The following is a 16,744-nucleotide window of genomic DNA, read 5'->3' as shown; positions in this document are numbered from 1 at the left end:
GCCTAGCTCACTCATCCCCAGGTATTGTAGGGGCGCTGCATGCTGCGCCCGCATCAATTGGGACGAATATATTCGTCCCCTACAGTAACTGGAGCGAGAGTAGCAATGTGCTACCGCTGTAACGTGAAAGACAGTGGATAAAATTAGAAACCTAGCGATTTGGCATTATCTTTGGTGACTTCAAGAATTTTATTAAACCGAATCACTTTCTTATCCATATCGACGTCGGCTTTACCCAACCCTTCGATCGACAAGTCTTTCGTCACTTCTTTGCCCTGTAACAACTGATCGGCGACCGTCACCAGCGCATAACCCGCGTCTTTCGGGTCCCACAGCAGCGCTTTCTTGATGTCACCGCGTACCAGGTAAGGTGCAGCCTGTGCCGGCATGGCAATACCGACTACGGCAATCTTGTCCTTGGCGCGCTTCTTGGCGACTGCCTGGCCGGCACCGATCGGGCCGAGAGAGCCGAAACCGATAATGCCTTTCATCTGCGGGTAGGTTTTCATCAAATCCAGCGTGGTGGCGTAGGATTTATCGATGCTTTCCGCCACCGGCAGGCGCGAAGTGACCTCGAACATGTCCGGGTATTTGGCTTTCTGGTACTTGATGGCGGAATCCGCCCACGCGTTGTGCAACGGCACGGTCAGTGACCCGACGTAAATGGCATAACCGCCTTTGCCGCCCATGTCTTTTGCCAGCTCATCGACGTTGGCCTGTGCATACTTCTCGCTGTCGATGGTTTCAATGTCCCACTGGCCAATCTGCTGATCCGGTGATTCATGCGTCAGCACCACGATGCCTTTCTCACGTGCCTTCTTCAGTACCGGCTCCAGTACCTTGGCGTCGTTGGGTACGACGATGATGGCGTTAACGTTCTTGGCGATCAGGTCTTCAATCACTTTGACCTGTGCGGCAGGATCTGGGGTAGAAGGCCCGGTCTGATAGGCATTCACATCGAGCTTTTTGGCCGCGTCATTGACGCCGACTTCCATACGGTTAAACCAGGGAATGCCGGTCACTTTGGCGACCACGGCAATCTCGTACTTTTCAGCCGCTAAGGCAGGTGTTGTCGATAACATGCACGCAGAAACCACACATGCATTTAATAATGCGAGGTTAAATTTCATTCGCTGTACCTTTTTTATCTGTAGGGGTGGTTTTATTCCACCGGAGCAGATTACAAAGGAATGGAAGAGGGCGCGTAACGAGAGTTAGGGAAGTGTGATCTACACACATTTAGGTAAAATTATGACGGTTTTAATGTTAATTAAATGTTTAATAATTTAGGGGTGGTAATTTTACCACGTAAAAACACCATAAAATTAACAATTAATTAAACTAAAAATAACAAATAAGAAACAAAATGAGTGTCGATGCGGGGATGTTGAGGGGGTAAAAACGCCGGCCTGGGGGCCGGCATTGAAGCATTTATCGGTTGTGTGAACAAGATCACCTTACAGCGATGTTAGAGCACGCCCTGTGCCAGCATGGCGTCGGCGACTTTGACGAATCCAGCGATATTGGCGCCGTGTACGTAGTGAGTTTGCTTCCCTTCACCGCCATATTCCACACAGGATTGATGAATATCCGCCATGATATGTTGTAAACGTACATCCACTTTCTCCGCCCGCCAGCCAATGCGTGCGGCATTCTGCGCCATCTCTAAACCAGACGTCGCCACGCCACCGGCGTTGGCGGCCTTGCCTGGCGCAAACAGCACGCCGGCGTCCAGGAATGCATCGGTTGCCTGAATGGTGGTTGGCATATTGGCGCCCTCAGCCACGGCTTTCACGCCGTTGCGGATCAGCATCTGCGCGGCGTCCAGATCCAGCTCATTTTGGGTGGCGCAAGGTAGGGCGATATCCACCGGCACGCTCCACGGCTGCTGACCGGCCAGATACGTCAGACCGCGCTCGCGGGCGTAATCTTCCACCCGGCCATAGCGCTGGTTCTTGATCTCCGCCAAATGGGCCAGTTTTTCGGTAGTGAAACCGGCCTCATCGACCAGCGTGCCACCGGAGTCTGACACGGTGATCACACGCGCATCCAGCTCCAGCGCCTTCTCAATGGTGTACTGCGCCACGTTACCTGAACCGGAAACGGCGACTCGCATGCCTTCAAAACCTAGCCCATGGCGTTGCAGCATAGCGTCGGTAAAGTACACCAACCCATAGCCGGTAGCCTCCGGGCGAATCAGACTGCCGCCAAATGACAGCCCTTTGCCGGTAAACACGCAGGCAGTGTTGTTGGACAGTTTTTTCATCATGCCGCTCATAAAGCCGACCTCCCGGCCGCCAACGCCGATATCCCCGGCAGGCACGTCGGTATCTGGCCCCAGATGGCGATACAGCTCTGTCATCAGTGCCTGGCAGAAACGCATGATCTCTGCCTGGCTTTTGCCTTTGGGGTCAAAGTCCGAACCGCCTTTTCCGCCGCCCATTGGCAGGGTGGTCAGCGCATTTTTAAACGTCTGCTCAAAGCCAAGGAATTTCAGAATCGACAAATTCACCGATGGGTGGAAGCGCATACCGCCTTTGTAGGGGCCGATGGCGGAGTTGAACTGCACGCGCCAGGCACGGTTGACCTGCACCTGGCCGCGATCGTCTACCCAACTGACGCGGAACTGGATGGTGCGCTCTGGCTCCACCAAGCGTTCCAGCAGTGCATATTCGCGATAGCGCGGGTTGCGCTCGATAAACGGCCACAGCGAGGTGAAAACCTCTCTGACTGCCTGCAAATATTCCGGCTGATGGGGATTATGCTGTTGTAACGAAGACAGGAATGATTCTACCGATGAAGCATTTTCCATGGATAACTCCTTTTTACCCTTCGTCTTCCACACTACGGCGTGGTTGGCTTCCCGCCCTCACCCCAGCCACTTGATATAGCCAAGCTCTTGGGGATTCATGCGTTTGCCACCTGGCTGTAACCTGTAAGCGATTGGGTATAGCGTGATTTTTCCCCCATTATTTTTATAAATATGGGCATGGATAACCTCTGGGGGAGGATGTTGTGTCTTTAGCGACTATATCATTGGAGGGCGGTTGATTATCAAGCGATTAATGATGGCGGTGGAACAAAAAACGCCCGCGAAAGCGGGCGTAGGCTAATTAAGTTAGTGTGCGCTTACTTAGTCTTCGGCTTTTTCGTCTTCGTCACGCAACGGCACAATCAGCATGTCGATGTGCACGGTGTTGATCAACTGACGTGCGGAGGACATCAGCTTGCTCCAGAAATCCTGATGGTGGCCACAGAGTACCAGGTCCATATCGTATTTCTTGATGGCATCGACCAGCACCTGCGCCAAATCGCCACTGCCGCTCAGGGTTTCAGTAATCGGATAGCCGGCATTTTGTGACAACTCGGTCAACGCGTGGTGCGTTTCTTCCGAGATACGTTTCTGCATGTCGCCGAGATTAACGTCGATCAGGCCGGTGTACAGGTCGGAATAGTTAACATCTACGTGGATCAGGGAAACTTTGGCGTTGTACGGACGCGCCATAGATACGGCTTTTTCCACCAGGATTTTGCTCTCTGGTGATAGGTCTACCGCGATCAGAATGTGTTTGTAAGCCATGAGAATACTCCTTCCATATAATGCCGATTAAAAGGTTAGCAGGCATTCAGCGTACCAGCCTGGCGCTTCAGGTTTACCTGCATTTTATCATTCAGATAACGTAATGATATGTTGGGGCGATCACACTGCATCGCATCAAAAAATCTCTTTATCTCTACTCAGTCAGTTGTACACCCACCAGGCAGGAAATCCTATCGCCTATAGGGCTGCGTGAAGGTTGACCGATTGAAATATAAGCATTCTTGAACAGAGTATAGCCCTAAATACCCCTTTGGACAGAAGAAAAGACCGTCAGCGTCTGTCAGGGCGGTTATGAGTTATAACCCATCGGCAGATGACAAAATGGCGGGTTGCGGTAAATTTTATCTACTGCTCAGGCCAGTTTGTGTTTCGTTAACCTACAATAATGACTATGGGCCTTATCATTTCCCCTCTGAGCTAAAGCTGCGCGATAGGTATCCGCATGGCGATAGGCTGTCTCCAGAGGCGGTGGGTTATGCGCGGCCTGTGCGGTGACAAGGGGATCGGAGCGGTAGGCTCCAGCAGTAATGCGTGTATAGAGGTAGGGCAGTTGGACCCGGCGGAGCGCCGTGGATAACAACGCCTTGAGGAGGCAATCATGATCAGTACCGTCGCGCTATTTTGGGCTCTGTGTGTGGTGTGTGTGTTAAACATGGTGCGGTATTACTCTTCTCTGCGTGCGCTGCTGGTGGTTCTGCGCGGCTGCGACCCGCTGCTGTACCAATATGTCGACGGTGGCGGCTTCTTTACCGCTCATGGCCAGCCGAGCAAACAGATAAGGTTGGTGCGCTATATCTTCTCGCAGCGCTATGTCGAGCATCATGATCCGGAATTTATTCGCCGCTGTGAGCGGGTGCGCGGGCAGTTTATGTTGACGTCCGCCCTGAGCGGGCTGGTGTTTATCAGCCTTATCGCGCTGATGATCTGGTATTAAGGCCGTTTGTTTTCCGCGTAGCAGACAAAGAAAAGGCGGCCACCAGGGCCGCCTTTCTCATGGAGCAAACTGCTTAGATCAGCTTAAGTGCCAACCAATACAGTGAACCGGAAAGCAGTATCGAGATCGGCAAGGTCAGTAACCAGGCCAACAGGATGTTCTTCACGGTTTTGCTTTGCACGCCGCCGCCGTCCACGATCATCGTCCCGGCAACCGCCGAAGAGAGTACGTGGGTAGTGGACACGGGCATGCCGGTATAGCTGGCAACACCAATCGACAAGGCTGCGGTCATCTGAGCCGACACGCCTTGGGCGTAAGTCATGCCTTTCTTACCGATTTTCTCGCCAATGGTGGTCGCCACACGCTGCCAACCCACCATGGTGCCGAGTGACAACGCCAGAGCAACCGCGACGATAATCCAGATCGGTGCATACTCAACGGTTTGCAGCAGATCTTGACGCAGGTTTTTCAGGAAACGTTGGTCCTGGCTTGAGGTTTCAGGCAGCTTAGCGATCTTGTCTGCAGTATCCGTTACGCACATCAGCAGGCGACGCAGATGGCTGCGCTGATCTACCGTCAGTTGATCGTAACTTTGCAGGTTGTTCAGCAAGCCGGAAGCAAGCTGAATCGCCGGCATAGCGCGGGCACTGTCACAGTGGAACTCGGCGGGTTTATCCGACGATACGTCCTCGTCCGGGCTTGGCACCAACGGAGTGAGAGCGACCACATGCGACAAGGCATCACCGTGCTGTTGGTAATATTGCTGCAGGTGGGCAACGGCATCACGTGTACGGGTGATGTCATAGCCGGTTGCATTCATATTGAGCACGAAACCCGCTGGCGCCACGCCGATCAGCACCAGCATAATCAGGCCGATACCTTTCTGGCCGTCGTTAGCGCCATGCGAGAAGCTGACGCCAATAGCCGACAGGATCAATGCGATGCGCGTCCAGAACGGCGGCTTACGTTTGCCGTCGACCTTTTCACGTTCCGCAGGGGTCATGTGGATACGCTGGCGTTTCTTGGTGCCACTCCAATAGCGGCGCAAGGCAAACACCATCAACCCGGCGACCATCATGCCAACCAGCGGCGAGATGAGCAATGACAGGAAAATACCAATCATTTTCGGGACGTTAAGCGCATCCACCACCGAAGTGTGTGTCATCAGTGCGTTGGTCAAACCCACACCAATAATTGCGCCAATCAGCGTATGGGAGCTGGAAGCCGGCAGACCGAAATACCAGGTGCCGAGGTTCCAGATGATAGCCGCCAGCAGCATGGAGAACACCATGGCTAATCCGTGTGCTGAACTGACGTTCAACAACAGATCTGTTGGCAACAGATGAACAATGGCGTAAGCAACACTCAAACCGCCGAGCATAACGCCAAGAAAGTTAAACAAACCAGCCATCACGACCGCAAGTTGCGAGCGCATGGCACGGGTATAGATTACTGTAGCAACCGCATTGGCCGTGTCATGAAAACCATTGATGGCTTCATAAAACAACACGAACAACAATGCGAGAATTAACATCAGGCCGGTATGGAAATCCAGGCCAGCGAACAAATGCAGCATAAGCGTTACGCCAGTTTGTGGACATGAACGCCGCGCATTATCAGTGACAACCGGGGCCGGGGAAAAGGAAAATATGACGTTTTTTTGATTTAGATATGACGAAACGATGGCACCGATATGACAAAGATATGAAATATCAGCGCGTTATGCTGTCTGGCTCGTTGTAATATTTTCTTACTATGGCGTTGCCGGCGTCATGGCTTTACAATCTGCCGCCGTAAAGTTGCCGGTTACCGGTGGCGAAACGGCGTAATATGGCGGCCTTTTGTCGCGATTGTGGTTTTTACACCCAAAATAATTGGAGCTGCAGCTTCAAGTATGCAGGGGATATTCAGAGAGGCGCAGGTGGAACAGTTTGATGTCGTGGTAATAGGTGCGGGCGCAGCGGGTATGTTTTGCGCGGCTCAGGCAGGGCAACTGGGTTGCCGGGTGCTGCTGCTCGACAACGGCAAAAAACCGGGGCGTAAAATCCTGATGTCCGGCGGCGGGCGCTGTAACTTTACCAATATGTACACGGAACCGGCCGCTTACCTGTCGAATAACCCACATTTCTGTAAGTCGGCATTGGCGCGTTACACCCAGTGGGATTTTATCGATCTGATCAACCGCTATGGCATCGCCTATCACGAGAAAACGCTGGGGCAACTGTTCTGCGATGACTCGGCACAGCAAGTGGTCGAACTGCTGGTCAAAGAATGTGAGTTGGGCCAGGTGACGACCCGTCTGCGCAGCGAAGTGCTGAGCGTGGAAAAAACCGCGGATGGCTTCGAGTTGACGCTGAATGGCGATAAAGTAAGGGCTCGCTCACTTGTAGTGGCCAGCGGCGGTCTGTCGATGCCGGGCCTGGGCGCTTCACCCTTTGGCTACAAGTTGGCCGAACAGTTTGGCCTGAAGGTGCTGCCAACGCGCGCCGCGCTGGTGCCTTTCACGCTGCATAAACCGCTGCTGGAGCACCTACAGACCTTGTCCGGTGTGTCTGTGCCGGCGGTGATCACCGCAGAAAACGGCGTCAGCTTCCGAGAAAGCATTCTGTTTACCCATCGCGGCCTGTCTGGCCCGGCGGTACTGCAGCTGTCCAGCTACTGGCAACCTGGTGAGTTTGTGAGCGTTAACTTACTTCCTGCGCTTGATTTGGCGGGCTTCCTCAATGAGCAACGTCAGGCTCATCCTAACCAAAGCCTGAAGAATACCCTGGCGCTGCACCTGCCAAAGCGCTTGGTGGAGTGTTTACAGACGTTGGGGCAACTGCCGGAAGCCACGCTCAAACAGCTAAACCCGACGCAGCAGGCTGCGCTGGTGGAAACATTACAAAACTGGCGTGTACAGCCTAACGGCACCGAAGGTTATCGCACGGCGGAAGTGACGCTCGGTGGCGTAGACACCAAAGCGCTCTCTTCCAAGACCATGGAAGCTGCCAAGGTGCCGGGTCTGTATTTCATTGGTGAAGTGGTGGATGTGACAGGGTGGCTGGGGGGATATAACTTCCAGTGGGCCTGGAGCTCAGCCTGGGCCTGCGCTCAGGCGCTGGCGGCGGTGCCGAGATCGTAAAGTCTGATCATCAGGTGAAACGTCACCGGTGCGGTCCGGGCAACAGAATTTCATTGAGACTTTTCAACCCGGCTCTACGCAGCGCGTTTTGCTTGAAACGGCTGACTGCACGGTATGAGATCCCCATCCTGTGGGCAATGATGGCCGGCCGTTCGCCCTTTAGCAGAGCGCCTAATATCTGGCGCTCTGTAGACAAATAAAGTTTAGGGTCTATTTCCGTTCTGCGAAAAGGCGGAGGACCGAGCAGGATCTTTTGCACTCTTGTGTTTAGTGCATTAATCGGCATATTTTTATTGAGTACGGCACAAAAACCTGCGGTACGGAACGTATTGTTGAGTGCCGAAGAACTTTTGTTCGTGAGCAAAATATATTTACATGTCGCGAGATGGGACGGGATAGTTAACAGCCGCAAAAAATCTTCAGGCTGGCCGCTCATGCCGCAAATCACCATATCGATCTGACTGTTGATGATCAGTGCTGACATTTGCTGCGAACTGTGGGCTCCGCTCATAATAGTAATAGTTGCATTCAATGTATTTTCGCACAAAGCACGCAGGCCTTGAGCGGTATACTGGCAACGGTCGAACAGTAAAATATGCTTTTTACCCTCCCCAACTTCCTTCCCTGCATATAATTCATTGAACATTATTGGGCCCTTCCCAGCCTCAAAGAATAACTATCTATCTATCAACGGGTTTACTATTCTCAGTATGCGAAATAGGCCCGGTCGATTGTATCGGCCGACGATGTTTTGCCCGTAGTCAAAGAATGAAAGTGTGGTAGGGCATGGATTACAGCGTGGAAGATTGCTTGTCAGGGAAGTTCTATTATACTGATATTTAAAGACTAACTATTATATTTCCCGGCTTTTGCTTTCAGTAATCAGGATAAAAAAATGAAAAATGTACTGATTGTCGATGACCACCCTGTCGCACGGTTGGCCGTCCGAATGGTGCTGGAGAAGGAGAACCTGACGGTCGTAGCCGAAACCGAGGACGGTCTGCACGCTATTCAGTTGGCAAAGCAATTGAGTCCGGATTTGCTGATTGTTGATATCGACATTGTTTCGGTCAACGGTATCGATGTGGTGCAAAGGCTGCGAGCTAACGGTTTTAACGGCGGAATTCTGGTGCTGACCGGTAAAGAGGGCGATCACTACATTCGCCGCTGCGCCAGTGCCGGAGCGGACGGATTTCTGAGCAAGCGTAATAACCTGTCGGAGCTGAGTGATGCCGTGCGAGCCATTCGTGGTGGTTATGGCTATTTTCCTCGCAACCTTGCCCGTCTCGATGCGGTTTCGGGCCTGAAAGATAGCGGCAAGGGCAAAATGGCGGAGCTTTCTGCGAAAGAGCTGGACGTATTACGCTATCTGGCTCGGGGGATGAAGGTCGTAGAAATTGCCAGGGAAATGAATATTAGCGATAAAACCGTCAGTACCTATAAAAGTCGGCTGATGAGCAAGCTCGGGTTAAAAAACATGGTCGAGATTTACGACTTTACTCAAAGACATAATCTGGACTAATACCGCCATGCGTTATTTCCTGCTGCTGTGCTCTCTGCTGCTCTGCCTGGTAGGCACTTCTTCGCGTGCCGACGAGCCGCAGACCATGACGCTTTACAGCAGGGAGACCGTCTCGCCGCTAAAGTTTGAATTAAGCGACGGCGATTGGCGCTGGTTGGGTGAAAAACGTTTGCTCAATATCGCCGTTTATCAGCCAAGAACCCCACCTTTTAATCTGTCGCCCGACGAACATACCTACGAAGGGGTCTCCGCGGACTACGTCTTACTGGTGATGCGGTATTTGGGCATGCGCTTCCAGATCCTTAACTATTCTAGTCGATCCGCTGCGCTCGAGGCCCTGCGCCAGGGCAAAGCCGATATGCTGGTCGATGACGGCGGCGGTGAGATACACGCATTACCGGGGTTGGTGAGCAGCAAACCCTTTATTCCCGATCATCCGGTGCTGGTTTTTCGCCATTCCGGCATCGAGGATCCGTTGAAGATCCCGGCTGGCGCAAGGATCGCACTGGCGAGTGTTTGCCAGTGCGGGGAGTGGGTCAGAAAGCTTTACCCCGATGCCAAAGTGACATTTTTTTCCACGGCACCAAACGCCATGTCCTCGGTGGCCTTTGGCGAAAATGATTACTACATTGGCAGCTTGACCCTGGCCAATTTCCTGATTGAACGTAATTTCGCCAATATTCTGTCAATTGCAGATATCTACCCGGAAAGCGAAATCGGCCCGCGCTTTGTATTTCAACAGGACAATGTTGTGCTGTTTCGCGCCGTGAGTGCGGTATTACAGGCACTCACGCCGGTTGAGCATAAGGTGATATTCCGCCACTGGAGCCAAGGGCCAAACCTCTGGCTGTTTGAATCCACGCTGCCGCTAAACGAACGTGAAAAAAAATGGCTGGCGCAGAACAAAGATATCGGCGTGGTGATCAACCCCCTGGACGTCCCCTTTACCCAGCTTGATGAACAGCAGCAATTCCAGGGGATAGCTGCGGATGTGCTCAGGCTGATTCACCTGAGAACGGGGCTGAACTTTAACGCCGTAGTGGCGACGACAATGCCGGATATGCTCAAGGCAGTGCGGGACCACAAGGCCAGCTTCTTTGCTGCCGCCAGTTACAGCCCGGAACGCGATAAACAGCTGTTACTGACGCGTCCTTACGTACAGCCGGAATATGTTCTGGTGGTAAAGGATTCTTCCCACTCCCCTAAAAATCTTGAACACGCAACCACCGTTGCCATTACGCCTGATAATGTGCTGCGTGCCGGGTTAGTGGCGCAGTACCCGCAGGTCACATTTATTGATGCCAAAAGTGCCAGTGTTGCCATGAAGATGGTGGCCGATGGCAAAGCCGAAGGTGCGATACACAACCTGATTGGCGCCCGTTATATGGTGGAAAATGTCTTCCCCGGCAAACTTAAAATTGCCGCCAGAGTGGCAGATAAACCCGCGCTTATCAGTTTTGCCGTTGGGCGCTCTCAACCTGAGCTGTACAGTATTTTAAATAAAGCGCTGGCTGATATTCCACCGCGCGATATTTCTCTGATCGTCAATAAATGGCAAACCGCGCCGGAGGTTAAATTAAATACCTGGTCGGAATACCGCGACGAATTTTATTGGCTGGCCGCGATCTTCGCGGTACTGGTGCTGACCTCGCTGGTGTGGATTTACTATTTGCACCGCGCCAATGCCTCTCGTAAAGAAGCGCAGGCTCGCCTGCAGGAGCAGGCGACATTTCTTGAGACGCTGTTCAATGGAATACAGGTTCCGGTCTACGTAATAGGGCGTGACGGCAACATCCTCAACCGTAACTCAGCCTGGAACCGTTTTTTTGAACAGACGCCGGAAACCCTGACGCTGTTGCCACTGAGCGCGGAGAAACACCCGCTAGCCGCAATCTGGCAGGTGCTTGGGCCGGTGTTCGACAGCCCGGAAAAGCTGGCCGCATTGCCGCAGCGTTTTAGGGTCAATAACGGCATGGAAGAGCGGGTTATCGCCCACCGGGCCGTGGCCTTTCGGGACAATGAATGGCGTGTCGCCGGGCTGATTTGCAGTTGGCAAGACATGACCGAATACGAACAGCTATTGGCGGATGCTTCCGACTCCCGCGAACGTGCGGAGCAGGCGAATCGCAGTAAAAGTACCTTCCTGGCTACCATGAGCCATGAAATCCGCACGCCAATCAGCGCCATTATAGGCCTGCTTGAATTGGCGGTGACCAGCAAAGGGCAGCCGGAAAGCGATACCGAAGCGGTGCGTGTCGCTTATGACTCGGCGCAATCGCTGATGGGGTTGATAGGCGACATTCTCGACATGGCTAAAATTGAGTCTGGCAGGCTGGAACTGACGCCGGAGTGGGTGAGCTTTGAGTCGCTGGTTACGCCGGTGGTGCGGGTTTTCGACGGCCTGGCGCGGCAAAAAGGGATAGTGTTGCAGTGCAACATCGATCTGCTGCATCCGGATGAGATCTGGATCGATCCGATGCGCCTGCGACAAATCCTGTCGAATCTTGTCAGCAATGCCATTAAATTTACCGAGCAAGGATCGGTGGTGGTTCAGGTGAACTGTATGGCGGATAACCCACAACAGGCACAGCTTAACCTGTCCGTCACGGACACCGGCATCGGTATCGCGCAGCAAGATCAGGCCACTATTTTTGACCCTTATGTGCAGGCAGAAGAGGGCAAGCAGCAGAGCGGTACTGGCCTGGGGCTGGCCATTTGCAAGCAGTTGGTTTCCATGATGGGGGGCAGAATTGAGCTGCACAGCCAGCCTGGACGCGGGACACGCATCGAAGTCCGCATTCCGGTTAATTCCCGCGAGGCCACGGCCGTGCAGGATGCGGTGCTGCTGGAGGCCGAGGATAGGGCTCAACCGCTGAGGATTCTGGCGGTTGACGACCATCCGGCCAACCGGCTGTTGTTGAAACAGCAACTCGTTCGCCTGGGGCATTGTGTCACCGAGGCGGAAAACGGCGAACAGGCGCTGGCACTGTGGCGTGAGAATCATTTTGAGCTGGTGATCACCGATTGCAACATGCCGGTGATGGACGGGCTGGCGTTGACCCGGCAGCTACGCAAACAGCAGCGCACATCGTTAACCATTCTTGGCCTTACCGCCAATGCCCAACCTGAAGAGCGGGCACGCTGTATTGCGGCGGGGATGGATGATTGCCTGTTTAAACCGTTACGCCTGCCGCAGTTGGAAACGCTGCTGAAAGGCATTCCACGCAGCAAGGAAAAGCATGCTGCTTCAGCCACCACGCTGGAACAACGGCTGGACTTACCGGCATTACGCGCACTGGCAAATAACGATACCCACCTGTTATACGGGCTACTGGAAACTACACGTGATGAAAACCAGCGTGACCTGCTGCGGGCGGAGCAGTGGCTTGCGGCGGGGGACTGGACCGCGTTGGCGCAAAGCCTGCACCGGTTGGCGGGCAGCGCGCAGATCATTGGGGCCTCTGACGTCGCCGGTGAATGCCGCACCCTTGAACACGCCTGCGAAGGGGAGCCGCACAGCGAAATGATCAACGCGCATTTTGCCAAGATTAAGCAAGCGGTGGCCGATTTAAACCACGCCATAACGGCGTTTATCGGTTTAGAAAAGTAAAAAAGGCCTGCGAGAATGGCTGGCCGCTGAGCGAAGCGCTAAATAGGCCGTTGAGATCGGTGTTTCCGCAGCGGAATCATCTTTCCACAGGCCGGGTTAACGCGTTAAGAATGACAGCTTGATGGCTGGCCGCTGTTATCCTCCGACCTGAACAGGTTTATCCGGCTGGAGGATTTTTCCCGTACGGCAACCACGACGTCTCTTAGTTATAGGTGACCAGCATTTCAGCGCTGGCATTCACTTGACCGGATGGCAGGTCCGCTCCCCCCGAGCAGAGGCGCCAGATGATCTGGTTTGGAAATGCCTTGCTAGCCTCAGTATCTTTGATTTCGCCCAGCTTAATCTTTGTCCTGTCAAATGTGATCCCACCCGTTCCGCCACACATGCCATCCGTGGTGACTCCGCTGATTTCACCGGTAATATAGCCGCCGCCCTGCTGCAGGGATAATTGGGAAGGTAAAGCATCATACAACCCACTTTTTGCGCGGAACTGCACGCCAATGTTCGCGTTGATCCTGTCAGTATCCTGAGTGCAGTTAACGTTGAAGTGGTTACTCATTTTTGCCAACTCGGCATCTTTGGATATATTCCGTTGAACCGCCCCAAAATTAATGGCGGTGGGGGTCGCGACATTGCATTCCAGATTGGAGATGCGTAAATCAATAGTGGACGGAAGGATTACCGCACTCTTGGTTCCTTGTCCGGTATAGGAAAAACTGGCTGCCCACATGGGATGAAGTTTGATTTCACTGCTGGTCTGGTTACCATTGGTGACTAATACCCATGTGCCTTTTATTGTGACGGTCCGGTCGACTGATGGACGATAAAAATTAGCAACCCGCTCCATGCGTGGCGGCAGGCACCAGCCTTCCTCTCCAAAACGTAGCGGATTGGTAATCTTAATATTAGTGCCACCGGCATTGACATCCGCTTCGGTTTTCGGCAGTCCGATTGTTCCCGTCAGGGTTTCAATTTGTCCATTGTGATCAAAGGTATAACTTGCCGTGGCCGTGGCGCGGGGAACCAGGCCGACACCTGGCGCGATTTGCAGTACTTTCATACCGTTGTATGTGACCAGGTTATAGTCACCAATACACTGGTGAGAAACGTTTGAGATGGCTGCCAGGCCCATTCCAGGCTCCAGGTAACTTTCTTTCAGTGGTCCAGTGAGCGTGACATCGAACGGCAGTCCTTCCCAGGCGACACCAGAGCCTTTACCAATCGTAATGGTTTCGGACTTAACGGGCATGGCATGCGCCGTAAGGAAAAGGCCGAGCAGGCTCAGGTAACGTATTTTTCTGGCGTGATTCTTTTTCATATCAGTATTCATCGTGGCTTTTCATTATGCCCGCAGGCTGGGTTATTCGCAGCGTGCCGTCAGGCTACGCACCGGGTTGTGTTCGGAAGGGGCTGGCAGGTCCTTCAGGTTGTAAGTCACGCGACACTGACGTGATGCATCCTGACCCCATTTCACCTGCAGCGAGCCCTGTTCAGGCAGGCCACTCAGGTACACTTGCCCTGCGTCGCCGACGATGCCGGTATTCTCGTCACTCTTGTCTTCGTGATTTACGGCGGCTATCGCACCGAAGGGTACCGGGGTACCGCTGCGCTGTTGCAGCGTCATCAGCACCTGAAAACCCACTTTGGTGGCAAATTTCGCCATGACTACCGCCCCTTTCGTGGGGTACAGGGTGGTGCTTGATTGGGTGATATCCACATCATCCGGCAGCGTTGACGGGTTTAGGCTGATGGTGTTTGCCTGGTAGCTGGACAGATAAGGCATCACGGCAAAACCGCGGCTGTCTGTCACGGCGTTACCGGTCGTTAGATGGGTTCCTTCTGCCCCAGGAGCACTGACGATAGCGACAGAATTGCCCAGCATCTGGCTCAACGTGACGCCGTCCTGATGCGCTATAACCGCGCCGCTGGCACCCATATTCAGTGAACGGCTGGTGTTACTGTAGCTATAACCGGCATTGGCAATGCCTTTACTGCCCTGGTAACCCAGGTTCATGGTGCTGGTATTCTTGTCCTGCGGGTTATTCGACCAGCCCTGCATCACGCTGTAAGACAGGCGACTGTCCAGCACGTTGCCGTTAATTCCTGCTTGTTGCTGGACTCGACCCCGGTTGTCGTGGGTTGCCTGGTAATTTGCATAGGCATTGGCGGAAGACAGGGATGAACTGAACAGATCCAGTGGAACCTGGACGTTAAAAAATAACTGTTTGTTTTCAGGCCAGTTCCCGTCGCCTTTGGTGCGGTCGACACTGTACGTCAGACCATAGCTGATACCTCGGTAGTTGCTGCTATATCCGGCAGATAGGGTGTTCATGACCTGTTTGCTTCCCCAGTAATCATTACGGGCGGCGGACAGATAGACCGCTCCGAATCCTCCCAATTGCTGGCTGAGCCTAAGTTGAACGTTTGAGCGTTGGCGTGCGAGTGTCCAGGGTGCCTGATCTTCATTGAGCTGATAGCCCATATTGTTGAAGTCGGCGAAACTATAGAAATTACGCGTTGAATAGCGGTAAGTCGCCAAATCGACACTGCTGCCGGTACTCAGCAGGTTTTTGGCATACCGGATGCGGTAGGAGTTGCCTTTCTGACGGTTATCCTGTGTATGTAACTTTGCACTGGATGTCGTGACGTCCGCAGACAGTGCGCCGAGGGGCCCCAGCGATGCCCCTGCACCTGCGGCAACGGAGCTATAGTCATCACCGGCCAGCAATCCGCCGCCGTACAGAGTGATGTCCCAGGGCAATCCGTAAATAGCGGTCCCAGAAATAAACCCGGCTTTCCGCGAGCCGACAGTGACGCCGCCGTCATACCGGCCCGCCGTCAGCTCATATTTAAGGCTCCCGGCCCTGCGCATGACCGGCAATGAGGCGATTGCCTGTGTTTGGGTATGTACCGTACCGTCGGCTTCTGTGACGGTGACGGTTAATTCCCCTCCCTGTCCTGTCTGATTCAGGTTGCTGAAGCTGAACGGCCCAGGCGCCACGTAGGTCTGATAGATAACGTTGCCGTTCTGGCTGACGGTGACCCGGGCGTTACTCTGTGCGATCCCCTCAACCACAGGCGCAAAACCGCGCTGGTTATAGGGCAGCATATCGTCCGTAGAACTGAGTTTCATTCCCCGAAAGGGAATGCTGTCAAAGACATCACTGGATGTTGAGCTTTCGCCGGCCAGTATTTCTGCCCTCAGTGCATGAATATCGCGCATCAGGTAGGTGTTTGAAAATTGTGTGTGCTGTTCGCTGCTACCGCTCTGTCCTTCCTGCTCGCGGGTGTTGCGTGTCCAGCTCATATTGCTGCGTAGCCGCCAGGCATCAAGGTTGATACCGCCGCTCAGCAAGGCGAACAGACTGGATTGCTCACTTTTCCCGGTGCCTGATTGCCCGTCCTGCCAGTTGCGCCCCCCGTTAAGGTTATAGTTCAGCAATAGGGCCGGTATGCCATGATCCCATTTCGCAGGATCCACATTTCCCTGGCTATCAGGCTGCATCGCGATCTGCGGAATGCTCAATGCCAGGCGTAGCTGGGTGAAATCGAACTGAATGCGGGACTGCGGGATTAACGACGTCAGATCGCTGACCGGTTCATCCGCAGGCAAGTTGCTAAAAGCGGGTAAGCCCTGAACATTCACTCCCAGTTCCTGCAGGAGTGCGGGTGTCAGTTCCGGTTGTACTTTACCGTTGTCATCCGCCTTGAAATGGACAGTATGCTGGCCGGCGTCGGTCTGATTAATAACCAGTGTGACCAGATAGCTTCCAGGGGGAATATGGTCAGCGTTTTCAAAGCTGCTGAGATCAATATCCTTTAACTCTCCCCCTGCCAGGGTTAATAGCCCAGGGTCGAAATAATCGCGGGCTTCCACCGGCGAGCCATAGGCTATCAGGGCGACACTCGCCAACATGGGAAGCAATATTGTGTCAGTGTGTAATTTTTTCATG

General features: G+C 53.5%; 11 protein-coding genes. 4 read left to right on the top strand and 7 right to left on the bottom strand.

Annotation, left to right across the window (positions count from 1 at the left end; translation table 11 throughout):
• Window positions 1–143: 143 nt before the first annotated feature.
• The 3 genes from JOE25_RS23160 to uspA all read right to left on the bottom strand — a co-directional run bounded on the left by JOE25_RS23160 (window position 144) and on the right by uspA (window position 3,580).
• Window positions 144–1,130: an autoinducer 2 ABC transporter substrate-binding protein gene (locus JOE25_RS23160; RefSeq protein WP_209639318.1), complete on the bottom strand. Its 987-nt coding sequence runs from the start codon at window positions 1,128–1,130 to the stop codon at window positions 144–146.
• A 338-nt stretch (window positions 1,131–1,468) separates the two neighbouring features.
• Complete coding sequence (gene gdhA / locus JOE25_RS23155; RefSeq protein WP_209639316.1) at window positions 1,469–2,812, bottom strand: NADP-specific glutamate dehydrogenase; 1,344 nt, start codon at window positions 2,810–2,812, stop codon at window positions 1,469–1,471.
• A gap of 321 nt (window positions 2,813–3,133) precedes the next feature.
• Window positions 3,134–3,580, bottom strand: a complete 447-nt coding sequence (gene uspA / locus JOE25_RS23150; protein WP_012147365.1) for a universal stress protein UspA — start codon at window positions 3,578–3,580, stop codon at window positions 3,134–3,136.
• Window positions 3,581–4,199: 619 nt separating this feature from the next.
• On the opposite strand from uspA, the gene uspB reads away from it, so the two are divergent.
• The gene (uspB, locus tag JOE25_RS23145) at window positions 4,200–4,535 is read left to right on the top strand and encodes a universal stress protein UspB (RefSeq protein ID WP_061808549.1); all 336 of its coding nucleotides are present in this window, start codon (window positions 4,200–4,202) and stop codon (window positions 4,533–4,535) included.
• Window positions 4,536–4,608: 73 nt separating this feature from the next.
• On the opposite strand, the gene pitA is transcribed toward uspB, so the two are convergent.
• Complete coding sequence (gene pitA, locus JOE25_RS23140) at window positions 4,609–6,111, bottom strand: inorganic phosphate transporter PitA (RefSeq protein WP_209639313.1); 1,503 nt, start codon at window positions 6,109–6,111, stop codon at window positions 4,609–4,611.
• Window positions 6,112–6,456: 345 nt separating this feature from the next.
• On the opposite strand from pitA, the gene JOE25_RS23135 reads away from it, so the two are divergent.
• On the top strand, window positions 6,457–7,659 hold the full coding sequence (locus JOE25_RS23135) for an NAD(P)/FAD-dependent oxidoreductase (protein ID WP_209639310.1): 1,203 nt from the start codon (window positions 6,457–6,459) through the stop codon (window positions 7,657–7,659).
• Between the two features lie 22 nt (window positions 7,660–7,681).
• Here JOE25_RS23135 and JOE25_RS23130 read toward each other — a convergent pair whose 3' ends face one another.
• Complete coding sequence (locus JOE25_RS23130) at window positions 7,682–8,305, bottom strand: LuxR C-terminal-related transcriptional regulator (RefSeq protein WP_209639307.1); 624 nt, start codon at window positions 8,303–8,305, stop codon at window positions 7,682–7,684.
• A 249-nt stretch (window positions 8,306–8,554) separates the two neighbouring features.
• Here JOE25_RS23130 and JOE25_RS23125 point away from each other — a divergent pair, with 249 nt between their 5' ends.
• Window positions 8,555–9,181, top strand: a complete 627-nt coding sequence (locus JOE25_RS23125) for a response regulator (RefSeq protein ID WP_209639304.1) — start codon at window positions 8,555–8,557, stop codon at window positions 9,179–9,181.
• Between the two features lie 7 nt (window positions 9,182–9,188).
• On the top strand, window positions 9,189–12,791 hold the full coding sequence (locus JOE25_RS23120) for a transporter substrate-binding domain-containing protein (RefSeq protein ID WP_209639301.1): 3,603 nt from the start codon (window positions 9,189–9,191) through the stop codon (window positions 12,789–12,791).
• 202 nt (window positions 12,792–12,993) lie between these two features.
• Here the strand turns inward: JOE25_RS23120 and JOE25_RS23115 are convergent, their stop codons facing one another.
• Together JOE25_RS23115 and JOE25_RS23110 are read right to left on the bottom strand one after the other, a co-directional pair.
• The gene (locus JOE25_RS23115; RefSeq protein WP_245210068.1) at window positions 12,994–14,109 is read right to left on the bottom strand and encodes a hypothetical protein; all 1,116 of its coding nucleotides are present in this window, start codon (window positions 14,107–14,109) and stop codon (window positions 12,994–12,996) included.
• 42 nt (window positions 14,110–14,151) lie between these two features.
• Window positions 14,152–16,743, bottom strand: coding sequence for a fimbria/pilus outer membrane usher protein (locus JOE25_RS23110; RefSeq protein ID WP_209639298.1), 2,592 nt, complete (start codon window positions 16,741–16,743; stop codon window positions 14,152–14,154).
• Window position 16,744: the final 1 nt, after the last annotated feature.

Origin of the sequence: Serratia sp. PL17, assembly GCF_017832355.1 — a bacterium.
Taxonomy (GTDB): Bacteria; Pseudomonadota; Gammaproteobacteria; order Enterobacterales; family Enterobacteriaceae; genus Serratia.
Note: the sequence above shows the minus strand (reverse complement) of the source record. Positions and strands in the feature narration are given on the sequence as shown.

What these genes read in the sequence shown, in the direction of transcription:
- gdhA (WP_209639316.1), bottom strand. Translation starts at nt 2,812, where the DNA reads ATGGAAAATGCTTCATCGGTAGAATCATTCCTGTCTTCGTTACAACAG.
- JOE25_RS23115 (WP_245210068.1), bottom strand. Translation starts at nt 14,109, where the DNA reads ATGAAAAAGAATCACGCCAGAAAAATACGTTACCTGAGCCTGCTCGGC.
- JOE25_RS23110 (WP_209639298.1), bottom strand. Translation starts at nt 16,743, where the DNA reads ATGAAAAAATTACACACTGACACAATATTGCTTCCCATGTTGGCGAGT.
- uspB (WP_061808549.1), top strand. Translation starts at nt 4,200, where the DNA reads ATGATCAGTACCGTCGCGCTATTTTGGGCTCTGTGTGTGGTGTGTGTG.
- uspA (WP_012147365.1), bottom strand. Translation starts at nt 3,580, where the DNA reads ATGGCTTACAAACACATTCTGATCGCGGTAGACCTATCACCAGAGAGC.
- JOE25_RS23125 (WP_209639304.1), top strand. Translation starts at nt 8,555, where the DNA reads ATGAAAAATGTACTGATTGTCGATGACCACCCTGTCGCACGGTTGGCC.
- pitA (WP_209639313.1), bottom strand. Translation starts at nt 6,111, where the DNA reads ATGCTGCATTTGTTCGCTGGCCTGGATTTCCATACCGGCCTGATGTTA.
- JOE25_RS23160 (WP_209639318.1), bottom strand. Translation starts at nt 1,130, where the DNA reads ATGAAATTTAACCTCGCATTATTAAATGCATGTGTGGTTTCTGCGTGC.
- JOE25_RS23120 (WP_209639301.1), top strand. Translation starts at nt 9,189, where the DNA reads ATGCGTTATTTCCTGCTGCTGTGCTCTCTGCTGCTCTGCCTGGTAGGC.
- JOE25_RS23130 (WP_209639307.1), bottom strand. Translation starts at nt 8,305, where the DNA reads ATGTTCAATGAATTATATGCAGGGAAGGAAGTTGGGGAGGGTAAAAAG.